At 63.5% G+C, this 18,549-nt stretch carries 19 protein-coding genes; 5 read left to right on the top strand and 14 right to left on the bottom strand.

The annotated features are described in order from the left end of the window. Positions 1–188: 188 nt before the first annotated feature. From ahcY to FJ419_RS00930, 6 genes are all read right to left on the bottom strand, one after another. Positions 189–1,589, bottom strand: a complete 1,401-nt coding sequence (ahcY, locus tag FJ419_RS00900; RefSeq protein WP_140686839.1) for an adenosylhomocysteinase — start codon at positions 1,587–1,589, stop codon at positions 189–191. A 292-nt stretch (positions 1,590–1,881) separates the two neighbouring features. After that, positions 1,882–2,178, bottom strand: coding sequence for an HPr family phosphocarrier protein (locus FJ419_RS00905; RefSeq protein WP_095767997.1), 297 nt, complete (start codon positions 2,176–2,178; stop codon positions 1,882–1,884). After that, positions 2,175–2,576, bottom strand: a complete 402-nt coding sequence (locus FJ419_RS00910) for a PTS sugar transporter subunit IIA (protein ID WP_140546869.1) — start codon at positions 2,574–2,576, stop codon at positions 2,175–2,177. The genes FJ419_RS00905 and FJ419_RS00910 overlap by 4 nt, the downstream gene beginning before the upstream one ends. A gap of 164 nt (positions 2,577–2,740) precedes the next feature. Beyond that, positions 2,741–3,202: an HPr kinase/phosphorylase gene (locus FJ419_RS00920; RefSeq protein ID WP_140686840.1), complete on the bottom strand. Its 462-nt coding sequence runs from the start codon at positions 3,200–3,202 to the stop codon at positions 2,741–2,743. Positions 3,203–3,215: 13 nt separating this feature from the next. Continuing rightward, positions 3,216–5,000 (bottom strand): sensor histidine kinase, encoded by a 1,785-nt coding sequence (locus FJ419_RS00925; RefSeq protein WP_140546871.1) that lies wholly within the window; start codon positions 4,998–5,000, stop codon positions 3,216–3,218. Between the two features lie 138 nt (positions 5,001–5,138). Continuing rightward, the gene (locus FJ419_RS00930; RefSeq protein WP_006201274.1) at positions 5,139–5,840 is read right to left on the bottom strand and encodes a response regulator transcription factor; all 702 of its coding nucleotides are present in this window, start codon (positions 5,838–5,840) and stop codon (positions 5,139–5,141) included. Positions 5,841–6,180: 340 nt separating this feature from the next. Between FJ419_RS00930 and FJ419_RS00935 the strand changes: the two genes are divergently transcribed. From FJ419_RS00935 to FJ419_RS00955, 5 genes are all read left to right on the top strand, one after another. Continuing rightward, complete coding sequence (locus FJ419_RS00935) at positions 6,181–7,791, top strand: phosphoenolpyruvate carboxykinase (RefSeq protein WP_140686841.1); 1,611 nt, start codon at positions 6,181–6,183, stop codon at positions 7,789–7,791. Between the two features lie 82 nt (positions 7,792–7,873). Further along, on the top strand, positions 7,874–8,311 hold the full coding sequence (gene arfB / locus FJ419_RS00940) for an alternative ribosome rescue aminoacyl-tRNA hydrolase ArfB (protein WP_140686842.1): 438 nt from the start codon (positions 7,874–7,876) through the stop codon (positions 8,309–8,311). Positions 8,312–8,489: 178 nt separating this feature from the next. After that, complete coding sequence (lysM, locus tag FJ419_RS00945; RefSeq protein ID WP_140543261.1) at positions 8,490–8,966, top strand: peptidoglycan-binding protein LysM; 477 nt, start codon at positions 8,490–8,492, stop codon at positions 8,964–8,966. A 104-nt stretch (positions 8,967–9,070) separates the two neighbouring features. Continuing rightward, positions 9,071–9,688, top strand: a complete 618-nt coding sequence (locus FJ419_RS00950) for an alpha-ketoglutarate-dependent dioxygenase AlkB (RefSeq protein WP_140686843.1) — start codon at positions 9,071–9,073, stop codon at positions 9,686–9,688. A gap of 113 nt (positions 9,689–9,801) precedes the next feature. Beyond that, positions 9,802–10,977, top strand: a complete 1,176-nt coding sequence (locus tag FJ419_RS00955) for a glycosyltransferase family 87 protein (protein WP_181170567.1) — start codon at positions 9,802–9,804, stop codon at positions 10,975–10,977. A 242-nt stretch (positions 10,978–11,219) separates the two neighbouring features. Here FJ419_RS00955 and FJ419_RS00960 read toward each other — a convergent pair whose 3' ends face one another. From FJ419_RS00960 to hisA, 8 genes are all read right to left on the bottom strand, one after another. Continuing rightward, positions 11,220–12,719, bottom strand: a complete 1,500-nt coding sequence (locus tag FJ419_RS00960; protein WP_140686845.1) for a hypothetical protein — start codon at positions 12,717–12,719, stop codon at positions 11,220–11,222. A gap of 226 nt (positions 12,720–12,945) precedes the next feature. Continuing rightward, the gene (locus FJ419_RS00965; protein WP_140686846.1) at positions 12,946–14,496 is read right to left on the bottom strand and encodes a hypothetical protein; all 1,551 of its coding nucleotides are present in this window, start codon (positions 14,494–14,496) and stop codon (positions 12,946–12,948) included. Beyond that, positions 14,493–14,669, bottom strand: coding sequence for a hypothetical protein (locus FJ419_RS30670; protein ID WP_181170568.1), 177 nt, complete (start codon positions 14,667–14,669; stop codon positions 14,493–14,495). The genes FJ419_RS00965 and FJ419_RS30670 overlap by 4 nt, the downstream gene beginning before the upstream one ends. A gap of 72 nt (positions 14,670–14,741) precedes the next feature. Next, positions 14,742–15,701, bottom strand: a complete 960-nt coding sequence (gene coaA, locus FJ419_RS00970; RefSeq protein WP_140686847.1) for a type I pantothenate kinase — start codon at positions 15,699–15,701, stop codon at positions 14,742–14,744. Positions 15,702–15,773: 72 nt separating this feature from the next. Beyond that, complete coding sequence (locus FJ419_RS00975) at positions 15,774–16,097, bottom strand: phosphoribosyl-ATP diphosphatase (protein WP_140686848.1); 324 nt, start codon at positions 16,095–16,097, stop codon at positions 15,774–15,776. Between the two features lie 9 nt (positions 16,098–16,106). After that, a complete protein-coding gene (gene hisF, locus FJ419_RS00980) occupies positions 16,107–16,901 on the bottom strand; it encodes an imidazole glycerol phosphate synthase subunit HisF (RefSeq protein ID WP_181170569.1) in 795 nt (264 codons plus the stop codon). Next, positions 16,898–17,737 (bottom strand): arginase family protein, encoded by an 840-nt coding sequence (locus tag FJ419_RS00985; RefSeq protein WP_140633647.1) that lies wholly within the window; start codon positions 17,735–17,737, stop codon positions 16,898–16,900. Before FJ419_RS00985 ends, hisF begins: the two co-directional genes overlap by 4 nt. Beyond that, entirely contained in the window at positions 17,734–18,480 is a 747-nt protein-coding gene (hisA, locus tag FJ419_RS00990) for a 1-(5-phosphoribosyl)-5-[(5-phosphoribosylamino)methylideneamino]imidazole-4-carboxamide isomerase (protein WP_140686850.1), read from the bottom strand. The genes FJ419_RS00985 and hisA overlap by 4 nt, the downstream gene beginning before the upstream one ends. Positions 18,481–18,549 lie beyond the last annotated feature (69 nt).

Genomic DNA, 18,549 nt, shown 5'->3' on the forward strand with positions numbered 1-18,549 from the left:
TCTTGGTCCTCTTCGCCGCTTGAATGCAAGACCGCCCTGATGCGTCCCCGGCCCAACATGTCCCCGGACCGCGAATCACAACAATAACGCTTGCTGGAATCGGCGTGAAGAATCATTGGCGCAAAAAATAAAGCCGGATGGAAAGTCAACCACCCGGCTTCAATATATGGTAGATAATTTCGCTTTGGTTAATAGCGGTAGTGTTCAGGCTTGTACGGGCCCTGCGGCGTCACGCCGATATAGGCGGCCTGTTCGCCGGACAGCTCGGTCAGCTTGGCGCCGAGCTTGTCGAGATGCAGCCGCGCGACCTTCTCGTCGAGGTGCTTGGGCAGCACATAGACCTGGTTCTCGTACTGGCCGTGCTTGCTGAAAAGCTCGATCTGCGCCAGCACCTGGTTCGTGAACGAGGCCGACATGACAAAGCTGGGATGGCCGGTGGCGTTGCCGAGATTGAGCAGGCGGCCCTCGGACAGAAGGATCATCCGCTTGCCATCCGGGAAGGTGATCAAATCCACCTGCGGCTTGACGTTGGTCCATTTCAGGTTGCGCAGCGACGCCACCTGGATCTCATTGTCGAAGTGGCCGATATTGCCGACGATCACCATGTCCTTCATCGACCGCATATGGTCGAGCGTGACGACGTCCTTGTTGCCGGTGGTGGTGATGACGATGTCGGCGGTCGGGGCCGCGTCTTCCAGCGTCACCACCTCATAGCCGTCCATCGCCGCCTGCAGCGCGCAGATCGGATCGACCTCGGTGACTTTCACGCGCGCGCCGGCGCCGCGCAGCGAGGCCGACGAGCCCTTGCCGACATCGCCATAGCCGCAGACCACCGCGACCTTGCCGGCCATCATCGTATCGGTGCCGCGGCGGATGCCGTCGACCAGCGATTCCTTGCAGCCATATTTGTTGTCGAATTTCGACTTGGTGACGGAATCGTTGACGTTGATCGCCGGGAAGGGCAGCAGGCCCTTCTTCTGCAGCTGGTAGAGGCGGTTGACACCGGTGGTGGTCTCCTCGGTGACGCCGCGGATCGCTTCCCGCTGCTTGGTGAAGAAGCCGGGCGAAGCCTTCAGGCGCTTCTTGATCTGGGCGAACAGGATCTCTTCCTCCTCGCTGCCGGGATTGGACAGCACGTCCTCGCCGGCCTCGGCGCGCGCGCCGAGCAGGATGTACATGGTGGCGTCGCCGCCATCGTCCAGGATCATGTTGGAGGTACCGCCATCGGTCCACTGGAAGATGCGGTCGGTGTAGTCCCAATAGTCTTCCAGCGACTCGCCCTTGATGGCGAAGACCGGAATGCCGGCCTCGGCGATGGCCGCGGCCGCGTGGTCCTGGGTCGAGAAGATGTTGCAGGAGGCCCAGCGGACGTCGGCGCCCAGCGCCTTCAGCGTCTCGATCAGCACCGCCGTCTGGATGGTCATGTGCAGCGAGCCGGTGATGCGCGCGCCTTTCAGCGGCTTCTTGGCGCCGAACTCCTCGCGGCAGGCCATCAGGCCCGGCATTTCGGTTTCGGCGATCTCGATCTCCTTGCGGCCCCAGCCGGCAAGCGAGATGTCGGCGACCACATAGTCCTTGCTACCCGTCATGGCAGTGCTCCGGTGTGATTTTTTCTCAAGGCGCGCCGACGCCGGGAGGCGCATGGGAGGGCGCGGTTGCCGGCTTGACTACCAGATCGGTCGCCGCACGACAATGGGACATAAAGAAATCTTTATGCGCGCATGTCTTCGGAAAAGCGAGATGTTCGGTGAATCAGCACAAACGCCGGGGATTGGTTGAAGCCGCCGCAACGACGCGATGGGCGTTTTCGGCCAAATCTCCAAGGCATGCCGCCTGCCAACGCAAACAGAGCCGACCGGTCAAAATCCCTGTGCTGAGGAACTAGATTTCCTCGCCGAAACGCGAGGCGATCAGCTGCTCCAACGCGTCCATGGCCGGCACGGCTTCCGGGCCGCTGGCGATGACGCGGATCGAATAGCCCGGGCTCGCCGCCAGCATCATCAGGCCCATGATCGAGGTGCCGCCGACCTTCACGCCATCCTTCTCGACATGGATGGTGGCGTCGAAGCCGCTGGCAACCTGGACGAACTTGGCCGAAGCGCGCGCATGCAGGCCGCGCTGATTGATGATCGGGAACTCCCGCACCACCTCATCCGTCCGCGGCGCCGATGCGTTCATTTGCTGCTCAGGAGCTGGCTGGCGACGTTGATGTATTTACGGCCCGCCGCTTGCGCTTCGTCGAGCGCGGCTGCCATGTTGTCGCCCTTGCGGATCGAGGAGAGCTTGATCAGCATCGGCAGGTTCATGCCGGCGATGACCTCGGTGCGGCCGGATTCCATCACCGAGATGGCGAGGTTGGAAGGCGTGCCGCCGAACATGTCGGTGAGCACGATGACGCCTGCGCCGGTGTCGACGCGCGCGACCGCGTCGACGATATCGGCCCGGCGCTGCTCCATGTCGTCGTCGGCGCCGATCGCCACGGTTTCGAAACTGTCTTGCGGCCCGACGACATGCTCTACGGCATGTCGGAACTCGGTAGCGAGTTGACCGTGCGTTACGAGCACGAGTCCGATCATTCTCTGGTGGCTCCCGTCATCGCCGCTTCACAGGCGTATCTTATGTTCGCCAGCCATTCCAGGCGGCGGGAGCGCTATCTTGTCGACGCACGGCCGGTTGACAAGCCCAAAATTGCGGCGGCCCGGGCCATTTTGACGCATCGCAGCAAAAAAACCGGAGCGGATCATGAAAAAGGCTGGATCGAGAGCCGCGCCATCAGCATGGGCAACGCGGCGGTGACATTTCGCCGGGCGATGTCGACGCGGGGCAGCCGGCATCCGCCGATCGTCTCCGTGGTCTCGTCCTGCAGACGCGCCATGTCCGCCGGTTCGACAAGCCGCGCCACAAGGTCGATCACGGCGGCCGGTTCGAAAGCCAGCGGCCGCGGTCCGATGCCATGCACCTCGGCGAGGCCGGCGATGCTCGCCGGCGCGCGGCATACCAGCCGGCCGCGATGCGCGGCCGCAAACAACTGGTCGTCGCCGACCAGCCGGGCAAAAAGGCCCTGCGCGCGGCAATGATCGACAAGCGCCAGCGCCAGCGTCGTCTTGCCGGCGCCGGACGGCCCGGTGATCAGCACGCCGCGCTCGCCGACCAGTATGGCCGTCCCATGGATGTTGCGGGGCTTTGCGGCGGCGCTTGGCATGTCGGTTCGGCGATCAGCCTTCCGCCGGCAGCGTCACCACGAAACGCGCGCCTTTGATCTCGCCGGGCTTGGTGCCGGGGATGTTCTCGGCCGTCAGCGTGCCGCCATGTGCCTCGACGATCTGGCGGCTGATCGACAGCCCGAGGCCGGAGTTTTGGCCGAATGCTTCGCCGGCCGGCCGGTCGGTATAGAAGCGCTCGAAGATGCGATCGATCTTCTCGGCGCGGATACCCGGGCCGTTGTCGTCGACGGTGATGATGTTGAACTTGCCGGCGCGCGCCAACGAGATCGCGATGTGGCCATGCTCGTCAGGCACGAAGGAACGCGCGTTCTCGATCAGGTTGGTGATGACCTGACCGATCCTGAGGTCATGGCCGACGACGAAATAGCCTTTGGCGCCGGCCGGCAGCTTGGCGACCTTGAGGTCGATCTCGACGGCCTTCTTGTTGCGCGTCGTCTCGCGCGAGACGGCGATGAGGTCGGTGATGAACTTCTTCAGGTCGACGGTCGCCGCATCGTCGCGCGCCAGCTCGGCATCGAGGCGGGACGCATCCGAGATATCGGTGATCAAGCGGTCGAGCCGCCTCACATCGTGCTGGATGATCTCCATCAGGCGCGCGCGGGAGGCATCGTTTTTCGCCAAAGGCAGCGTTTCCACGGCGCTGCGCAGCGACGTCAGCGGGTTCTTCAATTCGTGCGACACGTCGGCGGCGAAACTTTCGATCGCCTCGATTCTCGCGTACAGCGCGTTCGTCATATCGCGCACGGCAATGGACAAATTGCCGATCTCGTCCTGACGATCGGAAAAATCGGGGATTTCCTCGCGGCTCTTGACGCCGCGCCGCACCCTGACGGCGGCGGCGGAAAGCCGGCGCAGCGGATTGGCGATGGTGGAGGCGAGCAGCATCGACAGGATCGCGGTGACGAGCGCCGCCACCCCGAACACGCGCAGGATCGCCTTGCGTTCGGCCGCGACGATCTTGTCGATGTCGCCGCCTTCGGTGGACAGCATCAAGACGCCGAGCACGGCGCGGAAGCGCTGGATCGGCACCGCGACGGAAACGATCTGTTCGCCCTGCTCGCTCACCCGCACGATGGTCGAAGGGCTGCCGGTCAGCGCCTTGACCACTTCGGGAAAGGCCGCGCCGTTGCCGCCGGGCTGCTCGTGGTAGACCGGCAGGTCCTTGTTGCGGAAGAAGTCGAAGATGAACTTCTCCACTCGCTCCACCACGCCCGGCTGCTCGTCGTCGACGGGCGGCAGGTCGTAGCGCAGGATCTGGCCGCGCGAATAAAGATGCCGCGAATCGAGCAGCAGGTTGGCGTCGCGGTCATAGATGCGGGCGCGGGTGCGCGTCGGCGAGATCAAGCGTCGCAGCACCGGCGCGACGCGCTCGGGATTGATCGGGAAATCGAGGTTGTCGAGCTGGTCCGACCCCGGCCCCAGGCTTTCGCCCGCCTGCAGCTCCAGCAGCTTTTCCGGATCGATGCTGATCGAATCGGTCTCGACGGTCGCCGAAGCCGCGATCGCGCCGGCGATGATCTCGCCCTGCGTCATCAGGCTTTCGACACGCGCGTCGATCAGCCCGTCGCGAAAGGTGTTGAGATAAAGGATGCCGGTGACCAGCACGGCGAGGCCGGCCAGGTTGAGGAACAGGATGCGCCGCGTCAGGCTGGAGAAGATGTGATGGCCGAGAAACCGGCGCATCGGCACCGTGATTTTCGAAACGAAGGCGGGCACGATCCGCGGCGGACGCCTTGCCGCGCCCGCCCGTCTGCCTCGCTCTACTTCCACTGCCATCGAATAGCAGGCCCTGTTTGGTGAACGGTCAATGGTGAATGGTGAATGGTGAATGGAAACATGGGCCTCAAAGATAGAGGCAGGTCATAGAGCGGGCCGCTCGTACCATTCACCATTGACTATTCACCATTCACTATCTCAAGCTTCGCGGAACCGGTACCCGACTCCGTAAAGGGTTTCGATCATCTCGAAGTCGTCGTCGACGGCCTTGAACTTCTTGCGCAGCCGCTTGATGTGGCTGTCGATGGTACGGTCGTCGACATAGACCTGTTCATCATAGGCTGAATCCATCAGCGCATCACGGCTTTTTACCACACCCGGGCGCTGCGCCAGCGAATGCAGGATGAGGAATTCGGTCACCGTCAGCGTCACTGGCTCGCCCTTCCAGGTGCAGGTGTGCCGCTCCTGGTCCATCACCAACTGGCCGCGTTCGAGCGAGCGGGCCTGCTGGCTGGGCGCCTTGGCCGCCGCCTCGCGGGCGCTGGTGCGGCGCAGCACGGCGCGCACGCGCTCGACAAGCAGGCGCTGCGAGAACGGTTTGCGGATGAAGTCGTCGGCGCCCATCTTGAGGCCGAACAATTCGTCGATCTCGTCGTCCTTCGACGTCAGGAAGATGACCGGGAGGTCCGATTTCTGGCGCATGCGGCGCAACAGCTCCATGCCGTCCATGCGCGGCATCTTGATGTCGAGGATGGCGAGGTTCGGCGGTCGCGCCGCCAGGCCCTCCAGCGCCGACGCGCCATCGGTGTAGGTTTCGACCCGATAGCCCTCGGATTCGAGCGCGATCGATACCGAGGTCAAAATGTTGCGGTCGTCGTCGACAAGCGCGATTGTTGCCATTTCAAGCGGCTCCCTCATGAGCTGTCCCTTCTGTCGTCGAGAAGGGGCTTTTGCAGGACAAATTGGGTACAAAATGTGGCACGGGCCTTGTCCGAAGTCACGGGCGGCCTGCCGTCACACGCCATCGCACCCACAGTGGGATTGGACGAACCGAGCCTGCCAATCCTTTGGGCAACCTCTATGGTTTTTTGCACATATAAACGATTTAAACAACTTTCAAATTTTTTAAATCGATTAATGATTTGATATCATTCGGCTTTTCTGGTTCTGAACCTGACGGCCCCAGCGCGGGCTCCGGGAAGTAACCCGTCAGATGCGGCCAATCCAGAGAGGAAATTTGATGTCGGAAGCCGGCAAACGCAACCCCGACTGCGCCATCGACGCGATCGGCCTGAAGACAATGGGCATGGTACGCTATAATTTTGGCGCGGCCGAACTCTACGAGGAAGCGATCCGGCGCGGCGAGGCGAGGTTGACCGCGCAGGGCGCGCTGGTCGCCGAGACCGGCCAGCACACCGGGCGTTCGCCGAAGGATAAATTCGTCGTGCGCGACGAGGCGACCGGCGGCCAGGTCTGGTGGGACAACAACAAGGCGATCTCACCGGGCGAGTTCGAAGCGCTGCTGGCGGATTTCAAGGCACATGCAGCCGCCAAGGACCTCTACGTGCAGGACCTCGTCGGCGGCGCCGACGCCAATCTGAAGCTGCCGACCCGGGTCATCACCGAATTCGCCTGGCACTCGCTGTTCATCCGCAATCTTCTGATCCGTCCCGAAGCCGCGGAGATCGAGCGTTTCGTGCCGCAGCTGACCATCATCGACCTGCCCTCCTTCCGCGCCGATCCGGCACGTCACGGCACCCGCACCGAAACGGTGATCGCGGTCGACCTCACCCGCAAGATCGTTCTGATCGGCGGCACCTCCTATGCCGGCGAGATGAAGAAGTCGGTTTTCACCATGCTGAACTATCTGCTGCCGGCAAGGGGCGTGATGCCGATGCACTGTTCGGCCAATGAAGGTGCGGACGGCGACGCGGCCGTCTTCTTCGGCCTGTCCGGCACCGGCAAGACGACGCTGTCGGCCGACCCCTCGCGCACGCTGATCGGCGACGACGAGCATGGCTGGGGCCCGCAGGGCATCTTCAATTTCGAGGGCGGCTGCTACGCCAAGACAATCAGGCTGTCGGCGGAGGCCGAACCGGAGATCTTCGCCACCACGCAGCGCTTCGGCACGGTGCTGGAGAACGTGGTGCTCGACGCCGGCCGCGTTCCGGATTTCAACGATGGCAGCCTGACCGAGAACACGCGCTGCGCCTATCCGCTGGACTTCATCCCCAACGCCTCGAAGACCGGCCGTGCCGGGCATCCGAAGAACATCATCATGCTGACCGCAGACGCCTTCGGCGTCATGCCGCCGATCGCGAGGCTGACGCCGGCGCAGGCGATGTACCATTTCCTGTCGGGCTATACCGCCAAGGTTGCCGGCACGGAAAAGGGCGTCACCGAGCCGGAGGCGACGTTCTCGACCTGCTTCGGCGCCCCGTTCATGCCGCGCCATCCGTCCGAATACGGCAATCTGCTGCGCGAGCTGATCGCCGGCCATGGCGTCGACTGCTGGCTGGTCAACACCGGCTGGACCGGCGGCGCCTACGGCACTGGCCGCCGCATGCCGATCAAGGTGACGCGTGCCTTGCTGGGCGCCGCGCTCGACGGTTCGCTGAAGTCGGCCGAGTTCCGCACCGACGCCAATTTCGGCTTCGAGGTGCCGGTGGCGGTCCCCGGTGTCGACGGCGCCATTCTCGACCCGCGCTCGACCTGGGCGGACAAGGCCGGTTACGACCGCCAGGCCGCGAAGCTGGTCAACATGTTCGCCGTCAATTTCGAGAAGTTCGAACGCCATGTCGACGCGACCATCCTCGGCGCGGCGCCGCGGATGCAGGAAGCGGCTGAATAGCAGTCACTGCCAATGTCTTCCTCCAGGGCCTGGCTCGCGCCGGGCCTTTTCTTTTTGCCGCCGTCGCGTCATGAGTGCGTGCATGGCAAGCGACGACGATATCATCATCTCCGGCGAAGCGGTCATCCGTCCTGGCGACCTGCATGAGGACTTCATCCGCTCCTCCGGCCCGGGCGGCCAGAACGTCAACAAGGTGGCCACCGCCGTACAGCTGCGCTTCGACGCGGCGAACGCATCCGGCCTGTCCGAGCGCGTGCGCGAGCGCGCCCTCAAGCTGGCCGGCCAGCGCGCCACCAAGGACGGCGTCATCGTCATCGAGGCAGGCCGCTTCCGCACCCAGGAGCAGAACCGCGCCGACGCGCGGGCGCGGCTGACCGCCCTGATCGCCAAGGCGGCCGAGCCGCCGCCGCCACCGCGCAAGAAGACCAGGCCGTCCAAAGGCGCCGTCGAGCGCCGCCTGAAGAGCAAGGCAGGCCGGTCGACGGTGAAGAAGCTGCGCGGCCGAGTCGAGAACGATTAGAGCAATTCCAGGAAAAGTGAGAGCGGTTTTCCGTTCGGAATTGCGTCAAAACAAGAGACAGAGCGGTTCGCCGTTTCCGTGAAACGGTGAAACGCTCTAAGCACGGTTGGATTAGCTGCTTCCAATTCAGGGTTGCAGATGGCAGGCTCCGATTGCTGCAACAACGAGGAGACCAGCAATGGGTATTTTCGATTTTGTCAAAGGCGTCGGCAAGAAGCTCGGCATCGGCGGCGACGATGAGGCATCGCCAAACGCGGACACGTTGAAGAAGGAACTCGACTCGCACAAGCTGGGCACGGACGGCGTCCAGGTGACCGTCCAGGGCGACACTGCGGTGTTGAAGGGTACAGTCAACGATCAGTCGGTCTTCGAAAAGGCGGTGATCGCCGTCGGCAACACGCTGGGCGTTTCCAAGGTGCAAGCCGACGAGCTGAAGGTCGCGCCCGAGGCCGGCACGGCGGCGCCGGCCAAGGAACCGACGCTCTATACCGTCCAGAAGGGAGACAACCTCTGGAAGATCGCCGAGAAATCCTACGGCAAGGGGAAGGGCGCGAAGAACAACATCATCTTCGAGGCCAATAAGCCGATGCTGACGCATCCCGACAAGATCTATCCCGGCCAGGTGCTGCGCATACCGGATATCGACCAGGCCTGACCGGCCATATCACGGGAATCTGGAAACGGCGGCTTTCGGGTCGCCGTTTTCTTTTGCCGGTGGCATGCTCGGCCAGTCAACCGCATCGGTAACCGGATCGATCCATGCTCGTTCTGCCCAAAGGCGTCCGCCATATGCCGGGCTACCTCGCGCGCCCGGCCCAGGAAGCGCTGGTCGAGGAGATCAGGCGCATCGTGCAGGCCGCACCCCTCTACGTGCCGGCCATGCCGCGCACCGGCAAAGAGATGAGCGTGCGCATGACCAATTGCGGCGCGCTTGGCTGGGTGACCGAGAAGGAGCGCGGCTATCGCTATCAGCCGACGCATCCGGTGACCGGCGAGCCCTGGCCGCCGATCCCGGAAATCCTGCTGGAATTATGGCGCGAGGTCTCGGCATATCCGCATCCGCCCGAGGCATGCCTGGTCAACTTCTATTCGGCGGATGCCAAAATGGGCCTGCATCAGGATCGCGACGAACAGGATTTCGCCGCGCCCGTGGTATCGGTTTCGCTGGGCGACGACTGCCTGTTCCGGGTCGGCCCGGACAGGCGCGAAGGCGGCACCAAGTCGTTCAGGCTGAAGAGCGGCGACGTCGTCGTGCTTGGCGGCGAAGGACGCCTCGCCTTCCACGGCGTCGATCGCATCTATCCCGCGACGTCGGCGCTGCTGAAGAATGGCGGCCGCATCAACCTGACGTTGCGGCGGGTGACGGTGCCTGGCTGAGCATGCCTGGCGTCGGGGCAACGCGATCTTAAGCATACCCGGGCTACAACCGCGGTTGCGAAACCGAGATCGCCATGCAACCTGATTGGATCAGAACCAGAAGCCTTTTGGACGTGGCCATCGTCACGGTCGTGTCGATCATCGCTCTGTGGATGACCGAATTCTACCTGAGCATGTTGTGGAACCTCGACGACCGAGGGTTTTCCGAACTTTCGCACAGGCTCCCCTACTGGGACTTCACCAACCTCTGGGCAGGTTCGCGCATGGCCATCGAGGGCCACGTTGCCGTTCTCTTCGACGTGGAGGCCTACCGCGCGGCGCTGCGCGCGATGTTCTCACCCGACCTTCCAAATCAGGAATGGAGCTATCCGCCGAACATCCTCCTGCTAGGCGTTCCGCTTGCCACCTTGCCGATTCTGCCCGCCTATCTGATCTGGACGGTCGGGACCGTGCTGTGCCTGTGGCTGGCGATCCGGCCGCTGAAGCTCGGAGCTGCCCTGGAACTGGCGATTGTCTTGAGCCCCGCCGTCATCTGGAACTCGGTGTTCGGCCAGAACGGCGCGCTGACCACCGCGCTGTTGATCGGAGGCCTTGTCGTGGCGCCCAGGCGTCCGCTGCTGGCCGGGATCCTGTTCGGCCTGTTGACGATCAAACCGCATCTCGGCATTCTCGTGCCCTTCTGCCTGCTCGCCAGCGGCAACTGGCGCGCCATTCTCGCGGCCATCGGCACCAGCGTCGTGATCGCCGTCGCCACCGGCCTGTTCTTCGGCTTCGATGTCTGGCGCCTGTTCCTGACCGAAACCCGCCCCTTGATGACGGCGATCATGGAGGCGCCTTATCCGCAGCCTTATCAGTACAACGCGATAACGGTGTTCTTCACGGCGAGAGCCTTCGGCGCCGGGGTGACCTCCGCCTATGGCGTGCAGGCGATCGCGACCATCGCTTCCATCGCCGCGGCGATCTGGCTCTGGCGGCCGGGCCGCGTGGTCTCGCATCAGGAACGCGTGGTGCTTACCGCTGTCCTTGCGATCCTGGCCACGCCCTATGGCTACACCTACGACACGATCGGTGTGGCCGTAGCGGCGGCGATGCTCGCCGCGATGGTTTCCAGGCCGCCTCGGCTGATCCTGGCGATTTGCTGGCTCGGACCTTTCGTCGTGCATTTTTTCACCTGGGGCGGATATTGCGTCGCTGTCCTGATCCCGCTGTTTCTTGCCGCGTGGATGCTGCATTCGATATGGACGAGAGGCCGGAAGGCTCAACTCTCGGGAGAACCGTCCCTAGCCTGAAGCAATCCCAGGATACATGCGCAGCGATAGGCTCGGCGCCGCAGCCTTCCGTTCGCCGCAGGAAGTACGAAGAATGGCGGCTATAATTTGAGGCGGTCGCGGGTATTCGTGCCTGACTAATTCCGGCGTTGCGCTGTAGCACCCGTACCTCGCCCCGCGCGCACCACGCCATCAATGACATCAGCGGCAGGAAAAGCGCGATGCCGATAAGCGCCAATTGATCTCGATTAGCCAGTGCCGCCCTAATTGCGTTCGGCGATATCGCTGCGGATGAACAGGGTTACAAAGGCGTTCTGATAGAGCAGACGATAGTCCCGCAAAGCCTTTGCGATCAAAGGGCTGTCACGCAACGGCGCCGTTGCGTGCGGCTGCGTCAGATGGAGCTTTACCGGTACGTCCGGTCCTGTGGTTCCGTCATCGGCAACGATATCGGGCCGTTTCGTGGCCAACTCACTGGCGATCGCCTGCGTGTAGTCCGCCCGCAAGGATGCGAGCCTGAGCCGGGTCGCGATATCTGGCCCAGATTCGATCAGGACCTGGGCATCATTGACCATCCAGCCGGACGGGTGGCGCCCAACCATGCGAGCGCCGGTCATTCGGACGAGCGGATTGCCGATCTGCAGCGCCGAGCCGATCGATATAAAGGTCGGGTGATCGGCGATCCGGTTGATGGCGGCCGTCGCCGCGTCGAGATCGCCACGCGGTTCGACGAATGCCAGGCCCTGCCGTGGCGCGACGGTCGTGACGAGCAAAAGCAGACCGAACCCGACACCCGCCTTTGCCAGCACAGGCAGGTCGCGCTGTGGCCGCAACCGGATAAACTGGAGCACAAAGGCCAACATGCCGAGCGTCAGGAACGGCATCGCCTGATAGGTCCAGCCTTTGCCCAAGACGACAAACCCAGGGACATAGCCAACACCTGCCAGCAGCAGGATCTTCGCATCGCGATCGGGCCGGTCAGGGTAGGCCATGGCCAACGTTGCCGCGGCCATGGCCACGAAAATCTTCACCGGCAAGAGCATCAACATGTCGACGACCGGCAAGCGCATCGGCAAATAGACCTCGCGCAGCAAAGGCAGGACATCGGTGAAGAAGGGCTGCATGAAAACCACAAGCACGACCAGATAGGCGACGGTCAAAACAGCGCCGAAGACATTCTCGGTCGTCAGCAGAGGCCGCGCCGAGCGTCGCTGCGCGGCAAGGACCAGCACCGGCGCAGCCAATGCCAGCACGCTGAAGGGCGGTTTGATCATGACGAAAATCGCGGCGCCAAGCCCGGCGGCAAGCCGCTCGGCCGTGCTGCCGGCGCGGAAATCCGCTGTCCGGTCGCGTGCCGCAAGCAGCGCCAGCCAAGGCAAAAGGCAGATGACTGCGATTTGTTCGCGCTGGCCGAAATCCGCCGGGGACAGCGCAAGCAGAAGAAACACCAGGACCGGAACTGCCCAGACGAATCGCGTCAGCGTTTGGTCGGCACGTACAAGGATTCGAGCTGAAAGCCAGACCGAACCGATTGCCAGCACTGCCATGCCGAGCCCCACCCAGAGCTCCGCCGAAAGCCCGGTCAACCGCTCAAGAATCAGGAATGGCAGATAGAGCCAGGTGGAAAAGGGCGGATTGGCCTCGGCGACGTCGACATAGAGGCGTTCGCCGCTCAGCACGCGGTCGCCGACGGTCAGCAGCCACGACACGTCGACATTGCCCGGCAAGACGCGCGAGACGACAATCGCATAGAGGGCGATCAACAATGTTGCGGCAGCAGGCGGGCCAAGACGAAATGCAGTTCCGGCCTGACGGGGCCGCAGATCGGCCTGCTCGCCTGAAGCAACCAATGGCGCATCCATGCCGGGAGCCTCAATAGCAGTACAGCGTTTGTGGCTTAGTTTCTAACGGATCGGCAGTTAAGCGCGCTTTAACCGGCAGGCACTGCTCAAAATCTTCCTCGCGACCTCTCCCGAAAAGGGCTGCGGGTCACTCTGCCTGGGCAGTTCCTGCATTGCGCAGCAGCACTTGAAGTTCGTCATTCTCGGCAATCTGCTGGTAGCCTCGCAGGAAGCTGACGTAGTCCTGCCACCGGGCAAGCTCCGCATTCCAGTCCCTGTCGATTTTCTCGACGATTATCATGGCAGGCTTCTGGTTATCGAGTTCGGCGATCTTGCTCTCGATGTAGCGATCGGCGATCTGCCGGTAGTGGGATGCCGCCTCCTGGTCGCCGTCCCGGCTTGCGATGCCCGAAAGATAAAGCGCCTGTTCACCCAGCCAGTCGTTGCAATGGCGTGAAATCCATGTCCCGCCGAGCATCCGGGTAAGCGGATGGCCCCCCGAGATGTCGGCGCCGACTAGCGCGACGGTCGGCTGAGGAGCCGCGGCCTTAAGCTTGGCGACAAACTCTGCAGTGAGCTTCTGTGTCTGCATGAACGGGATGGCGGCGGCGGCAATGATGGCAGCCAACAGCATCTTGCGCCTCAGGTCCATTGCCGTGCCCCGCGACTCGTATGTCGATGGGCCAGCTTGCGCCATCCTCAACAGGAGCGCCGCCAGAATCAGGCTGAAGGCCGGAAACGCGTGATAGGCCCAACCCTTGGCCTGGTAGATCAGCGGCACGGTTGCAGCCAGCGAAGCAACCGTGAACACGGTGATCAGCGGCGACAACGGCAATCCTGGGCGAAGAAAGCGCAGCGCCAGGAGCGCGATCAGGTAGATCGGCCCATAGGTCGTCAGCAACGCCTCCATATTCTGGATCCGCATGTAGGTGTCGGCCAGCACTGGGTAGATGACGCTTAGGAATTCCGGATGGAAATACTGCACGGCGACGATGTAGGCGACGCAAACCAGGCCGATCATGCAGTACTCGACGGCGAAAAGCGTTCGGATCGACCGGCGGTTCCAGGCCGCGTAGAGCGCCGGAACGAGCACGACCAGGGCATAATAGGGCTTCACCAGCACCAGGATGCTGCCGCTCAATCCGGCAAGGAGGGCCACCGGCAGGCTGGGCATTCGATCGTCGATTGGCGCCGCGCGCCAGGCCGTCAGCATGAGCAACGGCAAAAACAGCGCGATCCCGAGATGCTCCCGCTCGCTGAAGGCATTGCCGGGGAAGATGACCAGCACCGCCAGAAACAGAGGCAGCAGCGAAAACAGGATGCGGTTCTCGACAAAACCCGCCCGCCTCGCGATCCATGCGGCCAGGCCCAATCCCGCCAGGCAGATCGCATAGCTGTAGGCATGAACCGCGATTTCAGGCGAGATGCCGATCTTGTGCGCGAGCGCCACGGCCGGCATGAACATCCAAAGCGTGAAAGGCGGATTGACTTCGAAAATATCGACATAGAGCCGTGATCCGGCAAGCATCCGTTCGCACACGGTGATCACCCAGCTCGTGTCGGATATGACGCCCCATCGCATCTGCCAGGGAACGGCGGCTGCCAGCACCAGCAGGCAAAAAACCACGGTCCATGTCCGCGTGTTGCGCGCGTCGCTGATCGGCGCGTCTGCCGTCGGGCTGTCGAGCACGGCGGTCACCGGCTCCCTACTTCCGGGCAGAGGGGGCTATTGGCGTTGATGGGAACGCCTCCCACGAGGACAGGCTTGCGCAACGCCACGAGCAGAGGCGGCACGGCCTCTTCATTGAAGCCCGGAATGACCAGTGAATAGACCGGGGCCTCGCGTCCCGCGGCATTGCCCGCATCGATCACCGGTTCCCTCCCGACACCCGCTGGAGTTTGGCTGGCAACGCTAGTCGGGATTGCCTAAGGCGCCGTTAAGGGTCACAATTTCCTTAACGCCACCTCCTCGACCAGATGGTTGGTGCCCTTGCGCAGGATGAGATCGGCCCGCGCCCTGGTCGGCAGGATGTTCTCGCGCAGGTTCTTCAGGTTGATGTTGGCCCACAGCCCCTCGGCGATGGCCCGCGCGGCATCCTCGGAGAGCTGCGAATAGCGGTGGAAGAAGGAGTCCGGGTTGCGGAAGGCGGTTTCGCGCAGCCGCATGAAACGCTGGATGTACCATTGATGGATCAGCTTCTCGTCGGCATCGATATAGATGGCGAAATCGAAGAAGTCGGACAGGAACGGCACGATCTTGCCGTCCTTCGGTAGCTTGCCCGGCTGCAAGACGTTGATGCCTTCGAAGATCAGTATGTCCGGCCGGTCGATGGTCATGAACTCGCCGGGGATCACGTCGTAGGTCAGGTGCGAATAGACCGGCGCGCTGACGCTGCTTTGCGCCGACTTGATGCCGGACAGGAACCTGAGCAGCGCGCCGACGTCGTAGCTCTCGGGGAACCCCTTGCGTTCCATCAGGTTCTCGCGGCGCAGGATCTCGTTGGGCAACAGGAAGCCGTCGGTGGTGATGAGGTCGACCTTCGGGCTCGACGGCCAGCGCGCCAGGAGCTCCTTCAGCACGCGCGCCGTGGTCGACTTGCCGACCGCGACCGAGCCGGCGATGCCGATGATGAAGGGTGTCTTGACGACGTCCTGCGCGTTGAAAAAGGCTTGGCGCTGCCGGAACAGCAGCTGGCTCGCCTCGACATGTGCCGAAAGCAGCCGGGACAGCGAGAGGTAGATGCGCTTGACCTCTTCGAGGTCGACCGGGTCGTTGAGCGAGCGCAGCCGGTCGATCTCGTCCCCGGTCAGCGTCAGCGGCGTGTCGGCGCGGAACTGCGACCATTGCTCGGCGGAGAAGAATCGATAAGGGGAATACTTCTCGGTCGGAGCCAGCTGGTCCATCGGGTTTCCTGCCCTCCTAGAGCGTGCTGCCGAAAAGTGCGAAGCCGGGCGACATCATGCTCTCTCTTTCGATCAGCCCTGGGGCCGGGACGCCTTTTCGGCGGTACCCGAGCGGCCGGTTCGGCCCTCAAGCTCCTTCAGCACCTCGTCAAGCGGAATGCCCGCGATGCCAAGAACGACCAGCCAATGATATATAAGATCGGCGCTTTCCGAAACGACGGCTTTCTTGTCCCCCTTGACGGCGGCAATCACCGTCTCGACGGCTTCCTCGCCGAGCTTCTGCGCCGCCTTGTCGATGCCTTTGGCGAACAGCTTCGCCGTCCATGAGTCGGCGTCGCCAGAATGGGCGCGCTGATGGATGATCGTTTCCAGCTCGGCGAGTGAAAATTGAGCCATAGCAGCGGTTTAAGTCCGATGGGCGGCCGAGTCCAGCCGCATCGGCAGGCCGGCCTTGGCCATATGCGTCTTGGCTTCGGCGATGGTGTAGGTGCCGAAATGGAAAATCGAGGCGGCGAGCACCGCGCCCGCATGGCCGTCGCGGATGCCCTCGACCAGGTGATCGAGCGTTCCGACGCCGCCGGAAGCGATCACCGGCACGCGCACAGCGTCGGCAATCGCGCGGGTGAGCGCGATGTCGTAACCGCCCTTGGTGCCGTCGCGATCCATCGAGGTCAAAAGGATCTCGCCGGCGCCGCGCTCGACCATACGCCTGGCGAAGTCGACGGCGTCGATGCCGGTCTTCTCGCGTCCGCCATGGGTGAAGATCTCCCAGCGGTCGGTCTCGTCTTGCGCCGATACCTTCTTCGCGTCGATCGCCACGACGATGCACTGGTTGCCGAATTTGTCGGCGGCTTCCGCGACGAAATCCGGGTTCTTCACCGCCGCCGTGTTGATCGACACCTTGTCGGCGCCGGCCAGGAGCAGCTTGCGGATATCGGCCACCTGGCGCACGCCGCCGCCGACGGTGAGCGGCATGAAGCACTGCTCGGCCGTTCGGGCAACCACGTCGAAGATCGTCTCGCGATTGTCGGACGATGCGGTGATGTCGAGGAAGCAGAGCTCGTCGGCGCCAGCGGCGTCATAAGCCTTGGCGGCCTCGACCGGGTCGCCGGCATCGACGAGGTCGACGAAATTGACGCCCTTGACCACGCGGCCGTTTTTTACGTCGAGGCAGGGGATGACGCGGGCCTTCAGCATCACTTGCGCTCCAGCGTCGAGAGCAGGTCGACCACCAGCGCGCCGACCAGCGGCGGCACGTCGCCCTTGGGATCGAAGGCCGGGTCGTAGGCGGAAATGGTGAGCCCGGCGATGGCGAGCGGCCCGGCGAGACCGCACATGGCGGTGCGCAGCTGCTCGGGCGCCGGACCGCCGGGCGTGGTGTAGCGATTGGCCTGCAGCTTCTCGGGGTCATGCACGTCGAGGTCGACATGCATGTGAACCTGGCGTGCGCCGTCGGCCTTCAGTCTTTGCGCGGCGCTCTTCCAGTCCGGGCATTCGGTCCGGATGATCGGCAGCTTTTCCAGCAGTTCCTCTTCCGCGCTGTCGAGGTCGCGCGCATTGACCAGAACGCAGCGCGACGGATCGACCGGCTTGAAGCCCGGGATCTGCGCCGCTATCGATCGCCAGCACAGGCCCAGCACGGTGGCCAGCGCCATGCCGTCGAGAAAGCCCGTTGTGGTGGTTTCCGGCGTGTTGAGGTCGCCATGCTGGTCGGCCCAGATGATGGCGTCGGCACCGGCACCGGCCACGGCGCCGGCGGCGGTCAGGCAGTTGCCGGCCAGCACGATCGGAAACCGCTTCCTGTCCAGCGCCATGCGGACTTCGCCTGAAACGGCGTTGCAGACGGCAAATCCGGTACCGATCTCGCGCTCGGCTTCGTCCTCGACCACCTTGCCGATGTCGCTCACCTCGACATCGTGGCCGGCGAGCTTCAGCGCCTCGGCCAGCCCGCCCGAAATCAGCGCGTCCGGGCCCTGGCCGCAGCCGCCGTGGAAATGGCCGCTGTCATAGGACGCCAGGATGATCGAAATGTTCACGCTCTTGCCTCCGCCCGCTCGCCGCGCAGGATCGCCAGCGCCTCGGCCGGGTCAATACGGCCGTCATATAGGGCGCGGCCGGAGATCGCGCCTTCGAGTTTTTGCGCGTCGGGCATGGTCATGCGCACGATGTCGGCGATCGAGGCGAGGCCGCCGGAGGCGATCACCGGAATCGACACGGCCTCGGCGAGGTCGATGGTCGAATTCCAGTTGATGCCGGTCAGCACGCCGTCGCGGTCGATGTCGGTGTAGATGATGGCGGCCACGCCCGCACCCTCGAATTTCTTGGCCAGCTCGATGACGCCAAGCTCGGAGGCCTCGGCCCAGCCTTCGACCGCGACCTTGCCGCCCTTGGCATCGATGCCGACCGCTATTTTCCCGGGAAAAGCCTTGCAGGCCTCCTTGACCAGGTCGGGTTCGCGCACCGCCACGGTGCCGAGGATAACGCGCGTCAGGCCGCGATCCAGCCAATCCTCGATCTGCGGCAAGGTGCGGATGCCGCCGCCGAGCTGCACCGGGTTCTTCGTCGCCTTCAGAATGGCGCCGACCGCCGCCGAATTGACGCTCTGGCCCTTGAAGGCGCCGTTGAGGTCGACGACATGCAGCCACTCGAAGCCCTGCTCCTCGAAGGCTTTCGCCTGCGCCGCGGGGTCGTCGTTGTAGATGGTGGCCGTGGCCATGTCGCCGCGCTTCAGGCGCACGCATTGGCCGTCCTTGAGATCGATCGCCGGAAACAGGATCATTTTCGGGCACTTATCCCCAAAAAGAACAAAACTGGAACTGAGGATATGGTCGCGCGCTGGACTCTTTTG

Source organism: Mesorhizobium sp. B2-6-2, assembly GCF_006440615.1.
GTDB lineage: Bacteria > Pseudomonadota > Alphaproteobacteria > Rhizobiales > Rhizobiaceae > Mesorhizobium.

Excerpts from the sequence above, each read along its gene's own strand:
- arfB (WP_140686842.1), top strand. The coding sequence starts at position 7,874 with ATGGCAAGCGACGACGATATCATCATCTCCGGCGAAGCGGTCATCCGT.
- lysM (WP_140543261.1), top strand. The coding sequence starts at position 8,490 with ATGGGTATTTTCGATTTTGTCAAAGGCGTCGGCAAGAAGCTCGGCATC.
- FJ419_RS00935 (WP_140686841.1), top strand. The coding sequence starts at position 6,181 with ATGTCGGAAGCCGGCAAACGCAACCCCGACTGCGCCATCGACGCGATC.
- coaA (WP_140686847.1), bottom strand. The coding sequence starts at position 15,701 with ATGGACCAGCTGGCTCCGACCGAGAAGTATTCCCCTTATCGATTCTTC.
- hisA (WP_140686850.1), bottom strand. The coding sequence starts at position 18,480 with ATGATCCTGTTTCCGGCGATCGATCTCAAGGACGGCCAATGCGTGCGC.
- ahcY (WP_140686839.1), bottom strand. The coding sequence starts at position 1,589 with ATGACGGGTAGCAAGGACTATGTGGTCGCCGACATCTCGCTTGCCGGC.
- FJ419_RS00950 (WP_140686843.1), top strand. The coding sequence starts at position 9,071 with ATGCTCGTTCTGCCCAAAGGCGTCCGCCATATGCCGGGCTACCTCGCG.
- FJ419_RS00910 (WP_140546869.1), bottom strand. The coding sequence starts at position 2,576 with ATGATCGGACTCGTGCTCGTAACGCACGGTCAACTCGCTACCGAGTTC.
- FJ419_RS00925 (WP_140546871.1), bottom strand. The coding sequence starts at position 5,000 with ATGGCAGTGGAAGTAGAGCGAGGCAGACGGGCGGGCGCGGCAAGGCGT.
- FJ419_RS00930 (WP_006201274.1), bottom strand. The coding sequence starts at position 5,840 with ATGGCAACAATCGCGCTTGTCGACGACGACCGCAACATTTTGACCTCG.
- FJ419_RS00905 (WP_095767997.1), bottom strand. The coding sequence starts at position 2,178 with ATGAACGCATCGGCGCCGCGGACGGATGAGGTGGTGCGGGAGTTCCCG.
- FJ419_RS00920 (WP_140686840.1), bottom strand. The coding sequence starts at position 3,202 with ATGCCAAGCGCCGCCGCAAAGCCCCGCAACATCCATGGGACGGCCATA.
- FJ419_RS00975 (WP_140686848.1), bottom strand. The coding sequence starts at position 16,097 with ATGGCTCAATTTTCACTCGCCGAGCTGGAAACGATCATCCATCAGCGC.